The sequence below is a fragment of the Pseudoalteromonas sp. ABV4_021 genome (assembly GCF_056159365.1).
This window is the reverse complement of the sequence record NZ_JBSWVB010000001.1, coordinates 488,682-507,227: the sequence shown is the minus strand read 5'-3', so window position 1 is coordinate 507,227 and position 18,546 is coordinate 488,682. Positions and strand designations below refer to the sequence as shown.

General features: G+C 41.1%; 17 protein-coding genes. 10 read left to right on the top strand and 7 right to left on the bottom strand.

The features are described 5' to 3' along the window. The first annotated feature begins 4 nt into the window (after positions 1–4). A complete protein-coding gene (locus ACXAFE_RS02370; RefSeq protein ID WP_475148024.1) occupies positions 5–1,174 on the top strand; it encodes an HD-GYP domain-containing protein in 1,170 nt (389 codons plus the stop codon). 8 nt (positions 1,175–1,182) lie between these two features. Here ACXAFE_RS02370 and ACXAFE_RS02365 read toward each other — a convergent pair whose 3' ends face one another. Together ACXAFE_RS02365 and ACXAFE_RS02360 are read right to left on the bottom strand one after the other, a co-directional pair. Further along, positions 1,183–2,013: a general secretion pathway protein GspB gene (locus tag ACXAFE_RS02365; RefSeq protein ID WP_475148020.1), complete on the bottom strand. Its 831-nt coding sequence runs from the start codon at positions 2,011–2,013 to the stop codon at positions 1,183–1,185. 11 nt (positions 2,014–2,024) lie between these two features. Next, entirely contained in the window at positions 2,025–2,939 is a 915-nt protein-coding gene (locus ACXAFE_RS02360) for an ExeA family protein (RefSeq protein ID WP_475148017.1), read from the bottom strand. Positions 2,940–3,053: 114 nt separating this feature from the next. Between ACXAFE_RS02360 and ACXAFE_RS02355 the strand changes: the two genes are divergently transcribed. Beyond that, on the top strand, positions 3,054–4,157 hold the full coding sequence (locus ACXAFE_RS02355) for a tRNA nucleotidyltransferase/poly(A) polymerase-related protein (protein ID WP_475148014.1): 1,104 nt from the start codon (positions 3,054–3,056) through the stop codon (positions 4,155–4,157). A 36-nt stretch (positions 4,158–4,193) separates the two neighbouring features. Here the strand turns inward: ACXAFE_RS02355 and ACXAFE_RS02350 are convergent, their stop codons facing one another. The 4 genes from ACXAFE_RS02350 to folB all read right to left on the bottom strand — a co-directional run bounded on the left by ACXAFE_RS02350 (position 4,194) and on the right by folB (position 9,334). Further along, positions 4,194–7,487 carry a sensor histidine kinase gene (locus tag ACXAFE_RS02350; RefSeq protein ID WP_475148010.1) on the bottom strand — a complete coding sequence of 1,098 codons (3,294 nt, stop codon included), beginning with the start codon at positions 7,485–7,487 and terminating at the stop codon, positions 4,194–4,196. 187 nt (positions 7,488–7,674) lie between these two features. Beyond that, positions 7,675–8,490 (bottom strand): undecaprenyl-diphosphate phosphatase, encoded by an 816-nt coding sequence (locus ACXAFE_RS02345; RefSeq protein ID WP_475148007.1) that lies wholly within the window; start codon positions 8,488–8,490, stop codon positions 7,675–7,677. 5 nt (positions 8,491–8,495) lie between these two features. Next, positions 8,496–8,975 carry a 2-amino-4-hydroxy-6-hydroxymethyldihydropteridine diphosphokinase gene (folK, locus tag ACXAFE_RS02340; RefSeq protein WP_475148005.1) on the bottom strand — a complete coding sequence of 160 codons (480 nt, stop codon included), beginning with the start codon at positions 8,973–8,975 and terminating at the stop codon, positions 8,496–8,498. Next, positions 8,975–9,334: a dihydroneopterin aldolase gene (folB, locus tag ACXAFE_RS02335; RefSeq protein ID WP_475148003.1), complete on the bottom strand. Its 360-nt coding sequence runs from the start codon at positions 9,332–9,334 to the stop codon at positions 8,975–8,977. The genes folK and folB overlap by 1 nt, the downstream gene beginning before the upstream one ends. A gap of 134 nt (positions 9,335–9,468) precedes the next feature. Between folB and plsY the strand changes: the two genes are divergently transcribed. Next, entirely contained in the window at positions 9,469–10,059 is a 591-nt protein-coding gene (gene plsY / locus ACXAFE_RS02330) for a glycerol-3-phosphate 1-O-acyltransferase PlsY (RefSeq protein ID WP_475148000.1), read from the top strand. A gap of 53 nt (positions 10,060–10,112) precedes the next feature. Here the strand turns inward: plsY and tsaD are convergent, their stop codons facing one another. Then, complete coding sequence (gene tsaD / locus ACXAFE_RS02325) at positions 10,113–11,141, bottom strand: tRNA (adenosine(37)-N6)-threonylcarbamoyltransferase complex transferase subunit TsaD (protein WP_475147997.1); 1,029 nt, start codon at positions 11,139–11,141, stop codon at positions 10,113–10,115. Between the two features lie 269 nt (positions 11,142–11,410). Here tsaD and rpsU point away from each other — a divergent pair, with 269 nt between their 5' ends. The 7 genes from rpsU (at position 11,411) to fis (ending at position 18,425) form a co-directional block, all read left to right on the top strand. After that, positions 11,411–11,626, top strand: coding sequence for a 30S ribosomal protein S21 (rpsU, locus tag ACXAFE_RS02320; RefSeq protein ID WP_010362466.1), 216 nt, complete (start codon positions 11,411–11,413; stop codon positions 11,624–11,626). Positions 11,627–11,645: 19 nt separating this feature from the next. Beyond that, positions 11,646–12,092, top strand: a complete 447-nt coding sequence (locus tag ACXAFE_RS02315; protein ID WP_054979112.1) for a GatB/YqeY domain-containing protein — start codon at positions 11,646–11,648, stop codon at positions 12,090–12,092. A gap of 178 nt (positions 12,093–12,270) precedes the next feature. Next, entirely contained in the window at positions 12,271–14,016 is a 1,746-nt protein-coding gene (gene dnaG / locus ACXAFE_RS02310; RefSeq protein ID WP_475147993.1) for a DNA primase, read from the top strand. A gap of 112 nt (positions 14,017–14,128) precedes the next feature. Continuing rightward, positions 14,129–15,979, top strand: coding sequence for an RNA polymerase sigma factor RpoD (gene rpoD, locus ACXAFE_RS02305; RefSeq protein ID WP_475147990.1), 1,851 nt, complete (start codon positions 14,129–14,131; stop codon positions 15,977–15,979). A 59-nt stretch (positions 15,980–16,038) separates the two neighbouring features. Then, positions 16,039–16,917 (top strand): 50S ribosomal protein L11 methyltransferase, encoded by an 879-nt coding sequence (gene prmA / locus ACXAFE_RS02300; RefSeq protein ID WP_475147987.1) that lies wholly within the window; start codon positions 16,039–16,041, stop codon positions 16,915–16,917. A 227-nt stretch (positions 16,918–17,144) separates the two neighbouring features. Then, positions 17,145–18,116 (top strand): tRNA dihydrouridine synthase DusB, encoded by a 972-nt coding sequence (gene dusB, locus ACXAFE_RS02295; protein ID WP_475147984.1) that lies wholly within the window; start codon positions 17,145–17,147, stop codon positions 18,114–18,116. Positions 18,117–18,134: 18 nt separating this feature from the next. Further along, complete coding sequence (gene fis / locus ACXAFE_RS02290) at positions 18,135–18,425, top strand: DNA-binding transcriptional regulator Fis (RefSeq protein WP_010561030.1); 291 nt, start codon at positions 18,135–18,137, stop codon at positions 18,423–18,425. Positions 18,426–18,546 lie beyond the last annotated feature (121 nt).

The following is an 18,546-nucleotide window of genomic DNA, read 5'->3' as shown; positions in this document are numbered from 1 at the left end:
ACTCATGAGCATCACACCAGACGGTAAAATAAAATTGCCCATTACTAAATTAGAGGTGGGCGATTTTGTTGAAGAAGTAACTAAACAATTAGGCGCTGTTAAAGTAGTGCAAACGGGCTTAGTAAGAAATTACTTTGCACTGCAAGCACTAAAGAAAAAAGGCGTAATAGAAGTACTTGTCGACCCTAGTCGTTCTAAAAAAAGCACTCAACAACAAACAACAACGTTTACTAAAAAAGCCAAAATTGAGAGTCAATTAGAAGCGGCACTTGATTGGCAAGACCGAGCGCATGCAATCATTGACGATACATTAGCGCGCGCAAAATCCCACACCCCAATTGATATTTCGGGATTACAAAATTTAGCGCAGCAAGTATTAGCACTGACGCGACAACATAAAGAAGCCGCTGCATTAGTGGTACGTTGTAAAATGTCTAACGCTTTGCTCAACAGTCACTTACTACGGGTGGCGGTAAGCTTGGCACAGTTTTGCATTCATCAAAACTACCAGCCGTTAGCAAGCGAGCACATGGTGCTTGCAGGGCTGCTTTCACGTGTTGGATACCAAATGCTGCCTGACAATTTACGCCTTCCTGACGACAAACTCGCACCGATGTTGAGAGTTAAAAAGCAACAACATATAGCACAATTACAAAAACTATTGCGCGTCAGTGGTCAGCCCGATGAACATGTTTTACGCTTAATTTCAGAGCAAAATGAGCTACTTGATGGCAGTGGTTATCCGAATCAATTAGATTTTGATAAACTCAATTCAGCGCAGCGCATTTTTAGCATCGCCATTATGTACGACAGTTTAGTTTATGGCTTTGACCATGCTAAAGCCGTTGGCAGCGCTGCTGCATATCGTGAACTAATGGAACATTCACCAAACCACTACGACCCAGATTTACTGCAAACCTTTATTCAAGCTATTGGGGTTTATCCAGCGGGAACATTAGTTAAATTATGCTCAGGTCGCATCGCGCTTGTTGTTGAAAATCAACAGCAACTAACAAAGCCTCGGGTGAAAGTATTTTACAACGCCGAATTTAATCATCATTTGGCAGTGCGCATATTTGATTTGGCGGAATCTGATGACAGCATTGAAGGCACGGCAAGTGCCCAACGTTATGATTTAGATATTGCTGATTTGATCTCAGAAGACGGGGTTTAATGGCTTTTTTAAAACTGCCAATCTTCCATCGCAGCTAAACTAAACTCCACACCGTCGTACTGCATTAAGGTTTGTTCTGCAGCAATATCAATAATGTAAACGCCATTAATATTATCACCCACTTTGAGTTCTCGGTCGTTAATCTTAATCCAACTGCGACTAGGTTCTGAAGCGAATACATGCGCTTGATAACGCATTTCGGGAATACGCGCTCTAAACGCTTCAGGTAATAATTGAATAGGCGACACTTGTGCCGAAGCCGATGAACCTGAAATCACTTGCTGTTCTAATGGTTCATTTTGCGCCTGCTCAAATGCTTCGCTAAACGCATCAATTAAGGCGTTGGTTTGCTCTCTCTGTTCTTTTGCTTGTTGATAGCCAACCACTTTATATTCAGATAAATCGGCTTCATCTCGCGTATTTTCATCTGCTTTGGGTTGTGATTTTTCACTTGGTGTCGGTTCTATAACAGGTTGCGCATTTGCATCCACCGGCTGAGTGTAAACTGGCACAGGAACCAGTTGATATTGAATTTGTTGCTGAGTACCTGACGTTGCTGGCACTTGCGGCTGAAGTGGCATTGTAACTTGGTTATTTGATGTCGCCTTGTTTTGTACAACTTCTGTTTCAATCTCAGGTTTGGTTTGCTGAGTCTGCAATCCTTTACCGATAAAAAACCCCAGTGTAAGGGTCAGTAAAAAGCCTAAAAATAACGCCAGATTACGGTAAAAACGTAATTTTCTACTTAACAGGTATTCCTGTTGATAATCGCCTTGCATTGGCGCAGCACCTCGGCTCGAAGTTTCATTTTGCTTTAACGCATCAAGAATATAAGACATACATACTTCTTTTAAAAAATAAACGACAAACCAATGCCCGTTAATACAGCGACTATAGCAAAGCAGGCATACATCCACACCTGATAATTTACACCTGATGAGGGCGCTACTGACGCCTCAAGCGGTAATATTTCGGTTGCTGCAGTTGCTATCATGGTTTTGTTAACCTGTTTACGACTGTTAGCAAACGCTCCCATTAGCGCACGTTCGCACAATAAATTGATAAGCCGCGGGATCCCACCAGTTAATTGATGAATACGTTTAATTGCCGAGTTTTCAAATAACATGGTATCGCAGCCTGCAATATGCAAACGATGTTTGATATATGCAAATACTTCAGATTCATTAAGTGGCATTAAATGGTAGCGAGCGGTAATACGCTGAGCTAATTGCCTTAACTCGTTACGTTTTAACAATGTTTGCAACTCTGGCTGACCAACTAGAATAATTTGCAGTAATTTACGCTGATTAGTTTCTAAATTAGTAAGTAAGCGCAACTGTTCAAGCACAGCACCACTTAAATGCTGGGCTTCATCAATGACGAGCATAGTACGTTTGTCTTGGCTATGATTTTTTAACAGTCGATTTTTGATTTTATCGGTCAAATTTTTAAGCGTTGCGTCTGACTTTTTATAGCGAATACGCAACTCATCACAAATACTCGCAAGTAACTCTAACTCAGACAACGATGGGTTTAACACAAACGCCACTTGAGTTTCATCACCTATGCTTTCGAGCATGCAGCGTGTTACCGTTGTTTTACCAGTTCCGACCTCGCCCGTAAGCAGCACAAAACCGCCGGCATCACCTAAACCATAAGTTAAATGAGCCAACGCTTCTTTATGACGTTCACTTAAAAAAAGGTAGTCAGGATTCGGTGCGATGGAAAATGGCTGATCCGTTAAGCCAAAATAGTCTAAATACACTTACTTCAATACGCTTAATAAAAACTCAGCCTATCATACCAATTCACCAACGAATTCCAAATTATGATAGGATTTCAATCATTATCGTTATTTATTATGTGTAAACCTAACACAATGAAAATATACCTAGTTGGCGGCGCAGTAAGAGACAAACTATTAAATCGCCCAATTAAAGAATCAGATTATGTGGTAGTTGGTAGTACGCCAGATGAATTATTGGCGCTTGGTTACCAGCAAGTTGGCAGTGACTTTCCTGTATTTTTACACCCAGAAACAAAAGACGAATACGCACTAGCAAGAACCGAACGAAAATCAGGACAAGGCTACACTGGTTTTATTTGCGACTTTACACCAGATGTCACACTGGAAGAAGATTTAATTCGCCGCGACCTAACCGTAAACGCTATGGCGGAAGATGAAAACGGCAATATTATCGACCCTTTCAATGGCGAAGCCGATTTAGAACAAAAACGTCTTCGCCATGTAAGCGATGCATTTTGTGAAGATCCACTGCGCATTTTGCGTGTTGCACGCTTTGCTGCTCGCTATCATTACTTGGGCTTTACAATCGCGCCAGAAACATTATTACTAATGCAAGAGATGGTCGCCAAAGGTGAAATTAACACCCTAACTAAAGAACGAATTTGGCTGGAAATTGAAAAGTCCCTCTCCGATGGCGCAATCAATGTATTTACCGATGTACTTGCAAAAATAAACGCGCTACCGATTATTATTCCGCCACTGGCACACCATTGGTCACCTGATTACAGCCAAGAACTTGCAACTTTGTTAACGAAAGTAGCTGGCGAAAACCAAATTGTTATCGCCTTTTGTTTATGGCTAAAAGAGATTCCGTCAACTGAGGTAAAAACACTTTCAGAGAGTTTACGTTTACCCAATGCCTATGTTGATGCACTGAGCCTATTTACCACCTTTGCGCCTATCTTTAAGCACAACCAAGCATCAGTAGAACAGGTACTGGCACTCTTTAATCAGGCAGATGTTTGGCGACGCCCTGAGCGTTTAAACTTATTTATTGAAACCTTTGCCTTACTAGGAGAAGAACACGCAGCCTTAGCTCATAAACTACAAAGTGCGGCAAAAAAAGCCATTGCTATTGATGTACAAGCTATTATTAAACAAGGTTATAAAGGCGCTGAAATAAAACTACAGCTAGCGCGTGCAAGAGAACAGGCTATCGCTGGGATATTTGAATAGTATACGCTAAAGCCTTAAAGGTAAGCGATAAAATAATTAGCCGCTTACCTTTAATTTAATAGTGACTTTTACACCGCCCAGTACACTATGCTCAGCAAAGATTTCACCTTGATGGCGTGCGATTAAATCTTGGCAAATGGCTAAGCCAAGTCCTGTACCACCTTTGTACAAAGCCTTATTATTTTCACATTGATACATCCGCTTAAAAATTGTTGTTAGCTCACTATCAGACACTCCCGGTGAACTATCTGATAATGTAATAACAAGGTTCCCTTTTTTAATACTCGCATCTAGTTCAATATTTGCAGGTGTTTGTGTATATCGAATGCTGTTTGATAGTAGGTTAGTAAGTACTTGCGTAAGCCGTTTTTTATCTGCATCAAGCGTTGTGCTCTCAGGTATATTAATGTTAAAGGAAAAGTGTATTCCTTCACTTTGGGCGATACGTGTTTGTGCATCACTACACCACATTTCAAGCCAAGGTTTCGCAAGCATAGTTGCTAGATTTAACGACAGCTCTTGTAGTTCGGCATTTGCTAGCTGATCAATATCTACAATTAAAGTATTAATATCACCAATACGGCGATGTAATACCTCATATGTTTTTTCATTATTATCAACAATATTGTATTCAAGGCCCTCTATTTGCATTTTAAGTACACTTAGTGGTGTTCTAATTTCATGCGAAACTTCAGCAAGAAGCTGTTTTTTCCGAGCGAGCAATGCTTCTGAAAATTCAGCTCGGTCTTTGATTCTTTGCTGCTTTCTTACTGTTTCAAATTGCCACTTCACCACCAAATAAATAAGTGCAGTTAGAACGCAAAGAAAAAACGTATATGCCCACCAGGTTTGCCACCATGGGGGTAATAGCTCGAATCGATAAGTAACGGACTCTCCAACCTGTCCACCATTTATTGCTCTCACCTGAAACTCGTAATTTGCAGGGCGCAAATTGTTGTAAGTGATTTGATTTAGCCTTGATGGTTCACTCCATGTATCGCTACTGCCAAGCAAGCGTGTTTGATACATGATACGCTCAGGTGAAGCCCAGTCGCTATGCGCATATTTTATTGTTATTTGAATAGTGTCAGGTGTAAATTCTGTGGCAACATTTTGCTCTTCAATAGTAGATAAGTAATGATATTCTCTCTCCTCGTTGAGAGAGTAAATTTCTATAATGCGACTCGCTAAGCGCGACTTTAAATTGATTTGCTCCGGGTTAAAATGTATTACTCCATTAGCAGATCCCCAATAGATGTTTTCGTTATCTATTACAGCGCTATTTAATGTTGAATCCACAGCCAAATAACCATTATCGTATGCAAACGTGTTTACTTTCGGTGTTTTTTGGCTGTTAAATAATGAACTAATAGCGACACGATTATTACCCCCTTCCGTGCCTACCCATAAATACCCCTTATATGCCTTTAGTGCCAACACAATGCTACTAGCGAGACCGTTTTCCGTACTAACCTGTTGACCATGCCATTTACCTTGTTGTTCGTTGAGTACAAAAACACCTTTTCGTGTTCCGAGATAAATATAGCGGCTATCTTGTTCTAAACTATAAGCCCAATCACTTGGTAAGCCATCTTCCTCAGTAAAACGATAAACATGGCCTTTATTAAGATAATGTGTCCCCCCACCGTTGGTAACAAACCAAATACGATTTGCGGTATCTGCAAGCACATTAATTACGTATTGCTCTTGTTCGAGCATCAACTTTTGTAGTTGATTATTACAGTTTCGGTACAAACCTTTTGACGACGCAATATAAATACAACCATCCGAAGCCTCGAGCACTTTGTGAATGATATCGGCAGTTAAACCTTGCTCTTTGCCAATGTGAGTCGCGCCACTTTCTCCAAGCACCATAATACCTTGCCGTGTACCAATCCATATTCGATCTTCTTGGTCTTGCGTGATGCTATGAATGTACGGATTCATCAAAGGTGTCTCAGGTTCGTACCATTGACCATCGGATAAGACTTGAATGCCTCCGCCGTACTGACCTAGCCACAGTTGATTATTAATATTTGATAGTGCACTAACACGTTCGTTTCTAAGCCCGCTTCGCTTATTTAATAATGAAAAACCACTCTCTTTAAAACGGTTAATGCCATTGCTGTAAGTGGAAATCCATATATGACCTTGGCTATCTTTCATCAAGCCACGAATATGGTCAGCATTCATCCCATTTTGATTATTGAAACGCAGCGCGTGATCGTTTTGAATTTTAACAACTCCTTTACTGTCATCACCAATCCAAAGAGATCTATTTATTTCATCAAATAGCAATGAAGTCACATTAGGAACAGTGACTCCTAAAAGTTTATTTACACTTCTATTTTCTATATCAATGCGGCAAATACCTTGATCTTTAACCGCAAAAATAACTGAGTTGCTCTCACCTGTTAACGAGGTGATATTTCCATTGCAAGCTTCATCGCGAAATTCATAAAGATTAATTTGCCCATTTGATAATAAAAATAAGCCCTTACTAGATGCCAGCCATATTGAGTCATTGAATGAAACCAAACGGTTAAATACCGTCAAAGATATAGCGTTAGAGGTCGTAGCTATTTCACCATTTTGATAACGGTATATTTCACTATCAGTAATAAAGAATATTGCTTGATTTAATATAGCAATATCATTCACTTTCTCTAAAAATGGTTTGCCGTTAATATGCAGACTACGAAATTTTTTACCATCAAAACTACTTAACCCTTTATCCGTGGCAAACAGTAGTTCCCCCTGCAACCCATTTGCTATTTTCCATACACGATTGTTATTAAGGCCATGTGATTCTTTGAAGCACCTGAAGGAATTTGAGATATACTGGCAAATGCCCTCGCCATTTGTCGCTAGCCATAATACGCCATGTTCATCTTGAGACGTCTGGTAAATAGCCCCTGTTGGTAAGCCTTGACGCATGGAAAAATGTCGAATATCAAAAAGCGTGTTAAGCTCATATTGCATCGGCTTTACTGTCTGCCATTTTGGCATGTCGTTGGCGTGTGGAACCTCAATAAAAGCAGCTTTGGTAACTTCAGTTAGCCTAACAGCTCCTCGTTTGATAGCTATATTTTTTGTTGCTTGCCATTGAGTAGCCTGAGCTTTATCCAAATTCACATAGCTCGACCTTTTGAGCGCAGGTTGACCTTCAGGCAACACCAAGGATGATAACTCCTGCCATACAGTTGGTTGAACTTGTGTTGCTGTTAGCTCAGAAACATCATTATTTTGAATATCGGTCGTAGCATCAATATAAAATGAAACAACAACGCAAAATAATACAAATAATAGACGCAAACCAATCGTACCCATTACAAAAACAAAATCATCACTAAATTATCAAGTTACCTTCATCAAATGAAGCTTTGACTTAGACAAAATTTTACTATCTTAGCAAAAAGCAAACTCCTAAGACTGAGCTCTTAGCCATAATAAAAGCAAAACAAAAAGGCTAAGAATTACTCTTAGCCTTTTACATTTCTTATCTTAAAAATTGTGCTTAAGCACTGATATAACCAAGCCCAATGAGTGCAAACAAAGCGAACCCTAAAATTAATCGGTAAATAACAAATGGCAACATGCCCATGCGCTCAATAAACTTTAAGAATAGGAAAATACAGGTATAAGCTGAAACAAACGACAGCGCAGTGCCTAAAATCAGTGCATGCCAATCAACAGCTGTGTTATCTAAAATCAGCTTGATGATCATCACTAGCCCTAAGCCACCAATAACAGGAATAGACATTAAGAACGAAAAACGCGCTGCGCTTTTTTTATCAAGCCCTAACAATAAACCGGCGGTAATCGTAATACCTGAACGTGAAGTACCCGGAATCAAGGCAACCGCCTGCGCAAGGCCAATCAGTAAGGCTGCTTTCCATTTAATATCGAAAATATTCTTGTGTTCTTTTGCTTTAATATCGGCATACCAAAGCGCTATACCAAAAACGATGGTTGTCGTTGCAATCACCGCAGCACCACGAGTGTTAGCTTCTATGAAATCTTTTGCAAGACCTGCGACTAAACCGGCAGGAATGGTTGCCAGAATTATATACCAGCCAAGTTTGCTTTCTGCTGTATGACCTTTTCCGGCGCAAGACTTAAACCATGCAGAGAGTATTTGAACCACATCTTTACGAAAATAAATAAGTACTGCGAACAATGTTCCGACGTGTACTGCGATATCAAACGCCTGACCTTGATCTTGCCAGCCAAGTAATTGACTCGGTAAAATAAGGTGGCCTGAACTTGAAATTGGCAAAAATTCAGTAAACCCTTGAATTAGTGCCAGTACAACAATTTCAATCAGTCCCATTTATTTTAAATCTCCACTTTCCACAATTTTTGCTTATTTTTGTCATAACTTTGCCACAACTCACCAATACTCAGATTAACTGTAGGATGGATAAAGTCACCGGCTATTTCAGCAAGAGGCCAGAGTACAAACGCATTTTTGGTAATTTCATCACGCGGCAATTGCGCTGGCGTGTCACAAATCACCTCGTCAAAAAATAACAAATCCAGATCGAGTGTACGTGGGCTAAACTTTTTATCGGCAGGGGTGCGACCATGGTCGCGCTCAATTTGTTTAAGGCGAGCACATACTTCTTCAAGCGGTAAATTGGTTGTAGCAGCGGCCACAAGGTTATAAAAGTTATTCCCTTCAAAACCAACCGATTCACTTTCAAAAACACTTGAGTAAATAACATTATCAAAATGTTCAGGTAAAATAGCTAAAGCAGCTTTAATGTAATGCTCTTTATTGATATTAGAGCCAATACTGATAAAAATCTGTGCCATTAGCTTTGCTTTTTACGTGTGATTTCAATACCCACAGTTTGCGCTTCAATTACAGCTTGGGGCTTCGAGATTCGCAATGCCACTTGCGACACAGCAAACTCATTTAAGATGATAGTAGTTAATTGCTCGGCTAACGTCTCCAATAATTCAACTTGCGTAGATTCACAGTGAGTAATAATGCGTGCTGACACTTTGGCATAATCAACCACATCATCAACATTGTCAGACTTCGCAGCTTGGGCAAAATTTGTCAGCATCTCAACATCAAAAAGCAAAGGTTGTTTCGCTTGTTTTTCAAAATCAAACACGCCAATAATGGTATTAACCTGTAATTGACTAATAAAAACCTTATCTTGCACCCGTATTCACCCCGATTATACTGTGGTCGGATACCAATTAGAGAAAAAAATAGGTACTCTTATGGGTAAATCCGCTAAAAAGAATCAGCGGCAGATAATAGCCTATATTTGCTAAAGAAAAAATAAGGAACGCTGTGTTAGCAAGCTTAATGACTGTCTTTGCCTATCTGTTTGGCTCAATTTCTTCAGCAGTGCTCATCTGTAAGCTGTTTCGTTTACCCGATCCCAGAACAGCGGGTTCAAATAATCCGGGCGCAACCAATGTTTATCGTATTGGCGGCAAACTACCTGCAAGCTTAGTGCTGATATTTGATGTGCTGAAAGGCACAATCCCAGTATATGGTGCTTACTTTCTTAAGATAGAGCCTCTTTATTTAGGTTTTATTGCAATTGCTGCATGTCTTGGCCACATCTACCCGATTTTTTTTGGTTTTAAAGGCGGTAAAGCGGTGGCAACTGCGTTTGGTAGCTTACTGCCCATAGGTTTTACCTTGGCCGGCTTATTAATTTTAACCTGGCTTGGATTAATTTGGTTGACTGGATACTCTTCTTTGGCCGCCATTATTACCGTAAGTTTAGCGCCTTTATTTACGTGGTTTATAAAACCGCTTTATGTTTTACCTGTAACCATGCTGGCAGCGCTGATTGTATTTCGCCATCGTGCTAACGTTGTGCGCTTGCTTAAGGGTACTGAGCCAAAAGTAAAATCAAAAAAAGCCGAGTAATCCCGGCTTTTTATTTGATAAACGTTAACTGCAACAGCGGTTAATTCGAAAAGTTAAATCGATTCCAATTCATCCAGTGGCCAGCGAGGCTTAGCGCGCATATCAAGTGGTGCATACTGCTTTGCTTTTAAACGCTGCATTCCCGCGTAAGCAATCATTGCACCATTGTCTGTACAAAACTCAGTGCGCGGGTAGTAAACACGGCCTTGCATACCTGTCATCACTTTTTCTAGCGTTTCACGTAAATAAACGTTAGCACTTACGCCACCGGCAATCACTAGACGCTTAATACCGTATTCTTTCAGAGCACGTTTACATTTAATTACTAAGGTATCAATTACTGCCGTTTGAAAAGCATGGGCGATATTGGCCTTCACTTGCTCAGAAATATTGCCATCTTCGTCTTTTTCTTTATTAATGGTATTTGCAGCGAAGGTTTTTAACCCGCTAAAACTCATATCAAGGCCAGGTCTATCGGTCATTGGACGCGGGAAACGATACACTTCAGGTTCGCCTTGTTCTGCAAGCTTGGCAAGCAATGGGCCGCCAGGATAATCTAACCCTAATAATTTAGCTGTTTTATCAAACGCTTCACCCGCAGCATCATCAATTGACTCGCCAAGAATCGTGTATTGACCGATACCGTCAACTTTTACAATCATGCTGTGGCCACCGGATACAAGTAGCGCAATAAATGGAAACTCTGGAACATCTTCATCAAGCATAGGCGCCAATAAATGGCCTTCCATATGATGCACTGCTACAGCGGGCACATCCCAACCATAAGCAAGCGAACGACCAATAGATGAACCTACTAATAGCGCCCCCACCAAACCTGGTCCTGCGGTATACGCAACACCATCTAAATCTTCGGGTCCACAACCCGCTTGTTTAAATGCAGCCTCAATTAAAGGAATAGTCTTACGTACGTGATCACGCGATGCTAGTTCTGGCACAACACCACCATAATCGGCATGCACTTTCACTTGAGAATACAATTGATGAGCCAGCAAGCCTTTTTCATCGTCATAAATCGCGATTCCCGTCTCATCACAAGACGACTCAATACCCAAAATACGCAAGTTTCTCTCCTAAAATAACAATTAAATACCCAATCAAAGCACGCTCAATTAAGTTAAGGCGGCGATTTTACAAGCTTTAAGATTTTTTGTCAGCTTTTTACCATCTTTGGTATAATTATTCTTTACATTGCGTGGTGCTTCAGATTACAATGCCGCACCATTTTTGAACTAGTCGGTTAAATCTTAACCGAGATGAGTGGCACTAGCTAAAGTTTTAGCTAATAAAACTCATTTAAGTAGAAACATATTACTAAGTAGGTGATTTTTTAATGCCAGTTATTAAAGTTAGAGAAAACGAGCCGTTTGACGTTGCTCTTCGCCGTTTTAAGCGTTCATGTGAAAAAGCAGGTATCCTTTCAGAAGTTCGTCGTCGCGAGCACTATGAAAAGCCAACAGCTGAGCGTAAGCGCAAAAAAGCAGCTGCTGTAAAGCGTCACATGAAGAAGCTTTCTCGCGAAAACGCTCGTCGCGTAAAACTTTACTAATCTAGATTAGGTCTTGTAAATGAGCCTTTTAGCACAACTTAAAGATGCACAAAAAGATGCAATGCGCGCTAAAGACAAAATTCGTCTTGGTGCAATTCGCATGGTTTTAGCAGCTATTAAGCAAAAAGAAATCGATGAGCAAGTTACGCTAGGTGACGCTGAAATCACGTCTATTCTAGTGAAACTTGTAAAGCAGCGTAAAGATTCTGAATCTCAGTATCGCGACGCTGGCCGCGAGGACTTAGCTGAAGTTGAAGCTAATGAAATTAAAGTACTTGAAGCGTTTTTACCAAAACCGCTTACTGATGAAGAAATTCTTACTTTAATTGATGAATGTATCGCGTCAAGCGGTGCTTCTGGCATGCAAGATATGGGTAAAGTAATGGGCTTGCTTAAAGCCAAAGCTGAAGGTCGCGCAGATATGGGCAAACTTTCAGGTTTAATTAAGCAAAAGCTTAGCGCTTAACTCAGAGTTTTAAAGGCTGACTTTCTCAAGTCAATAACTGCTGGCCTTAACAGCTTTAGAAACCGAGCTTTTGCTCGGTTTCTTCATTTCTGAAAGATGATAACGTCTAGCGTCATTTTTCATTTTTGGGTATGCTAGCCCCCTACTCTCAATCAACATACGCGAATAACGATATACCATGGCCGGAAAAATTCCTCGTAGCTTTATTGATGACCTATTAGCCAGAACCGACATTGTCGATCTTATTGATGGCAAAGTAGGCCTTAAAAAAGCAGGTAAGGATTATCAGGCATGTTGTCCGTTTCATAATGAAAAATCGCCGTCGTTTACGGTATCTCAAGATAAGCAGTTTTATCACTGCTTTGGTTGTGGCGCCCACGGCAATGCCATTTCATTTATGATGGAATATGAAAAACTCGAGTTTGTTGATGCCATAGAAGAGCTCGCAGGTTTACTCAATTTAGATGTACCTCGTGAGAATGCCACAAATCAAGGGCCGCAAGTCAGTACTGAGCAAAAACGCTCTGATTACGAATTAATGATGCATGTTGCAAAGTTCTACCAACATCAATTAAAACATCATGACAACTCCACTCAAGTAATCGAATATCTTAAAGGACGTGGGCTCAGTGGCGAAACTGCCAAACAATTTATGATTGGTTACGCCCCCAGTGAATGGGATAGCGTGTGTAAAACATTCGCGAAGAACCAAGATAGCAAAAAACAATTGCTCGAACTAAAACTTGCCAGTGAAAAAACAGCAGGTCGCCAATTTGATTTCTTCCGCGACCGCTTGATGTTTCCAATTCGCGATAAACGCGGGCGCGTTATCGCTTTTGGTGGACGCATCATGAATAGCGACGACAATGGTCCGAAATATTTAAACTCACCAGAAACCCGAATTTTTCATAAAGGCTTTGAACTTTACGGCTTGTATGAAGCCAAGCACGCTAACAAAAAACTGGAACAAATACTGGTAGTTGAAGGGTATATGGATGTGGTTGCACTTGCTGAAAAAGGCATTAACTATGCTGTAGCGGCACTTGGTACAGCAACCACACCTGAGCATATTCACACCCTATTTAGAACCACCGACCGCATAATTTGTTGTTACGATGGTGACCGTGCAGGGCGCGATGCTGCGTGGCGAGCACTGGAAAATGCGCTGCCATATTTAAATCATGGTAAATCACTCGAGTTTGTATTTTTACCTGATGGCGAAGACCCTGACTCATTAGTACAAAAAGAAGGTCGTGAAGCGTTTGAATTACGTTACGACGATGCCACTGATTTCTCGGTATACTTGTTTGATAGACTTGCACAGGAAATTAACCTGACTACAGACGCAGGCAAATCAAAACTTTTACAACAGGCGTTGCCACTGATTGAAAAGGTCCCAAGCGACTACTATCAGGATAATTTACTCGATAAATTAGCACGTCTGATTGGCCGCACCCGCGCTCAGCTACAAAAGAAAATAAACACACCAAAGCAGCAACAGGGACTTGCTAAGAAATTTAAAATAACACCAATGCGACGCGCAATTGGTTTGCTATTACAGCATCCAGAACTTGCCAGTGAAGTACCATTCCAGCCAGAATTAGCGCAGATGGATGTACCGGGTATCAAGCTCTTTATTCAATTGCAAAAACTCGCCCTAGATAAAACCAATACCACAGCGCAACTGCTTGAGCAATTTAGAGAAAGCCCCGAGTATGCGCCATTGGCGAAACTTGCCGCGTGGCAGCATCAAGTAAATCAAGATTCACTAACCAGCGAATTTCAAAGTACTTTTAATTTTATTGAAGATCAGTGTTTAAATTTGCGCCTAGAGTCCCTATTAATAAAAGAGAAAACGCAAGGGTTGAGCAAAGCTGAAAAGCAAGAATATTCAATGCTCACACTTGCATTAAAAGGCAGATAACAGCTAGCCAAATTCAACCTTTCGTGTTATACTGCCCTATTCACTGCGTCTTGTATCAAGTTGTTTAAGACGCCCGTTGTATCAACTTATCAGAGTGGAAGAGAATACCTCTATGGAGCAAACTCCTCAGTCACAGCTAAAACTCCTCATTCAAAAAGGTAAAGAGCAAGGTTACCTTACATTTGCCGAAGTTAACGACCACCTTCCACAAGACATCATAGATTCGGAACAAGTTGAAGACATCATCGGCATGATCAACGACATGGGTATCCAGGTAGTAGAAAATGCACCTGATGCCGATGAACTTATGATGCAAGAAACAACTACCGATGAAGATGCTGCAGAAGCGGCAGCGGCTGCCCTAGCTACGGTAGAAAAAGAAATCGGTCGTACAACAGATCCGGTTCGCATGTATATGCGTGAAATGGGTACTGTAGAGCTTCTAACACGTGAAGGCGAAATCGACATCGCTAAACGTATCGAAGACGGTATCAACCAAGTACAGGTTTCTGTTGCAGAATACCCAGAAGCAATCAATTACTTACTTGAGCAATGGGATAACTACCTTGCTGAAGACGTGCGCTTAAGCGACATTATCAGCGGCTTCTACGATCCTGACGCAGACGAAACAATGATCTCTGCAACTCACATTGGTTCGGAACTTTCTGAAGAACAACTGGATGATGAAGATTCAGATCTAAAAAGTGACGACGATGATGACGATGATGAGGAAGAGGCAGATACAGGTCCGTGCCCTGAAGAAGCTGCAGAAAACTTTGAAAAGCTACGTAACCTTTATAATCAAGCGCGTGGTATTTTTGAAGAGAAAGGCCGCTCTCACCCAGACGCAGTAGCTATTATCGCTGAAATCGGTGAGCACTTCCGTACCTTTAAACTAATGCCTAAGCAATTTGACCGCATGGTTAAAAACATGCGCGACATGATGGACCGTATTCGCGTTCAAGAACGCATCATCATGAAGCAAGTTGTTCAAATTGCTAAAATGCCAAAGAAAACTTTCGTTAAAAACTTCGCAAATAACGAAACGGATTCGGCATGGTTAGACCGTGAAATCGCATCTGGCGAACTATACTCAAACAAACTTGCAGAAGTGAAGTTTGAGGTTGAGCGTTGCATTAACAAACTACGCCAAATGGAAGAAAGCACAGGTCTAAACCTAGAGCGTATCAAAGACATCAACCGTCGTATGTCAATCGGTGAAGCAAAAGCACGCCGCGCGAAGAAAGAGATGGTTGAAGCGAACTTACGTCTTGTAATTTCAATTGCGAAAAAATACACCAACCGTGGCTTACAATTCCTTGATTTAATCCAGGAAGGTAACATCGGTCTAATGAAAGCGGTTGATAAGTTTGAATACCGCCGTGGTTATAAGTTCTCAACTTATGCAACATGGTGGATCCGTCAGGCAATTACACGTTCAATTGCTGACCAAGCGCGTACTATCCGTATTCCAGTACATATGATTGAAACGATTAACAAACTAAATCGTATTTCACGTCAAATGTTACAGGAAATGGGTCGCGAGCCGTCGCCAGAAGAGCTTGCTGAACGCATGATCATGCCGGAAGACAAGATCCGTAAAGTACTGAAAATTGCAAAAGAGCCAATCTCAATGGAAACACCAATCGGTGATGATGAAGATTCGCACTTAGGTGATTTTATTGAGGATAGCACCATTGAATCACCGGTTGATTCAGCAACAATGGAAAGCCTCAAAAATGCAACACATGATGTACTAGCTGGCTTAACAGCGCGTGAAGCAAAAGTACTACGTATGCGTTTCGGTATCGATATGAATACTGACCATACATTAGAAGAAGTGGGTAAGCAGTTTGACGTAACCCGTGAGCGTATTCGTCAAATCGAAGCGAAAGCACTGCGTAAGCTTCGCCACCCTTCTCGTTCAGACTTACTGAAAAGCTTCTTAGACTTTAAAGGCTAAGTAACCAGTTAAACTAAAAGGCCGCACATTGCGGCCTTTTTTCTTACAGGATAAAAATTATGGCGTGGGTACAAATCCGCATTAATAGCACCAAAGAAAATGCCGAAGTAATTAGTGATGAGCTAATGGAACTAGGCTGTCCTTCGGTGACCTTTGTCGACGCAAAAGACACACCTATTTATGAGCCAAAACTTGGCGAAGTTACGCTTTGGGCTGACACAACTGTAATTGGCTTATTCGATGCCAGTGTTGATATGCAAGCAATCACCGAACATCTCGCGCAAATGCCAATATTACAAGAAAACTTTGTTTGTAAAGTAGAGCAGCTTGAAGACAAAGACTGGGAACGTGAATGGATGGATAATTTCCACCCAATTCAATTTGGCGAACGCCTCTGGATCTGTCCAAGCTGGCGCGATATTCCTGACCCAAGTGCAGTGAATGTGTTACTTGACCCAGGCCTTGCTTTTGGTACCGGCACACATAACACTACAGCACTGTGTTTACGCTGGCTAGACAGTTTAGATTTAAGCGGTAAAACTGTTGTCGACTTTGGCTGTGGTTCAGGTATTTTAGGTATTGCAGCACTTAAGCTTGGTGCAAAACGCGTTATTGGTATTGATATTGATCCGCAAGCATTAACAGCCAGTCGTGATAACGCCGAGCGTAATGGCGTGGCCGACCAACTAGAAGTTTACCTTCCTGAAGATCAGCCTGAGTTTGAAGCCGATATTTTAGTTGCCAATATTCTTGCGCAGCCTCTACGTGAATTACATCAAGTGATCTTAGGCTTACTTAAATCAGGTGGCCAGTTTGCGCTATCAGGTATTCTTGAAGAACAAGTTACGTCTGTTGAAGATATTTATCGTCAATATGCCGAACTTGAAACAAGTCAACAAGATGGCGAGTGGATGCGTGTAGCAGGTAAAAAGCGCTAACCACTGTCACGCTACGCCCCTTTAAAATCCTTAGCTCAACACAGTTTGAGTTAAGGATTTGTTACTTTTGCTAACAAAAATCTTCCTTTTTTTTCGCTCGATAGCCAGTTACAAAAAGTCAATATCAAAAGTTTAAAAAAAAACCACTTTTGTATAAATAATAGGCTTTGATTTTTGCAAAAAAAACCGTAAACTTAGCGCCCCTTGATTGGTGACCCAGATTTATTGTGCAGATAGGCCCTTATCAGTTAGAAAATAACCTAATGGTTGCTCCTATGGCAGGAGTAACAGATAGACCGTTTAGACAGCTTTGTCGTCGACTCGGAGCTGGCCTTGCTGTATCTGAAATGTTGTCATCCAATCCTAAGGTTTGGAAAACCGAAAAATCAATGTCTCGCATGGATCATTCCGGTGAGTCTGGTATTCGCAGTGTGCAAATTGCCGGCGCTGACCCAAAACTGATGGCAGAAGCTGCTCAGTTTAATGTCAAAAACGGCGCACAAATTGTGGATATCAATATGGGTTGTCCAGCAAAAAAAGTGAATAAAAAGCTCGCAGGCTCTGCCCTTTTGCAGTACCCCGAACTGGTCACAGATATCGTTAAAGCTGTAGTTAATGCAGTAGATGTACCTGTTACCTTAAAAATCCGAACAGGATGGGATACTGACAATCGAAATGGTGTAGAGATTGCGCGCATAGCTGAACAAAATGGTATTCAGTCATTGGCGGTTCATGGCCGCACACGCTCTTGTATGTACAAGGGTGAAGCTGAATATCAAACAATTAAGGACATTAAAAGTTCAGTCTCCATTCCGGTGGTTGCTAACGGTGATATTACATCACCACAAAAAGCGAAACAGGTTTTGGAATATACGGGCGCAGATGCTTTGATGATAGGCCGTGCAGCACAAGGTCGCCCTTGGATTTTTAGGGAGATAAACCATTATCTCACCACTGGAGAATTACTACCTGAGCCAGCAATGGACGAGGTACAAAGTATTCTTATGGAACACTTGGTAAATCTTCACGCATTTTATGGTGATGTAATGGGTGTGCGAATTGCGCGTAAGCATGTCTCATGGTATTTGCAGGCTCATGACCGTGAAGGTCAATTTAGGCGAGTATTTAATGCTATCGACTCTCAACAAGAGCAAATCGATACGTTAGAAAAGTACTTTGAAACACTAGCAGATAATTAACAAAGAGTAAGAAAGACGATGTTCGAACAAAACGTGACTTCTCCATTTATTACTAACGCACATGTTCAGTCTCAAGAGAAACCACAACCATTACGCGACGCTTGTAAAAAAGCAGTGCACAACTACTTAAAGCAACTTAATGGTCAAGATGTACAAGATGTTTACGAGCTAGTTCTTTCAGAACTTGAAGCGCCGTTACTTGAAGAAGTAATGACATATACTCGCGGTAACCAAACTCGCGCAGCAATCTTACTAGGTATCAACCGTGGTACTCTTCGTAAGAAGCTTAAAAAGTACGGTATGAACTAATTAGCACCTAACGGTGCAATAAAAAGCACCCTTGGGAATCCTCGGGTGCTTTTTTGTTTTTCTAACCCCGAAAAACACACTAAATTAAATTCACGTTCAAATTTAATTTAGGTAAAGACCA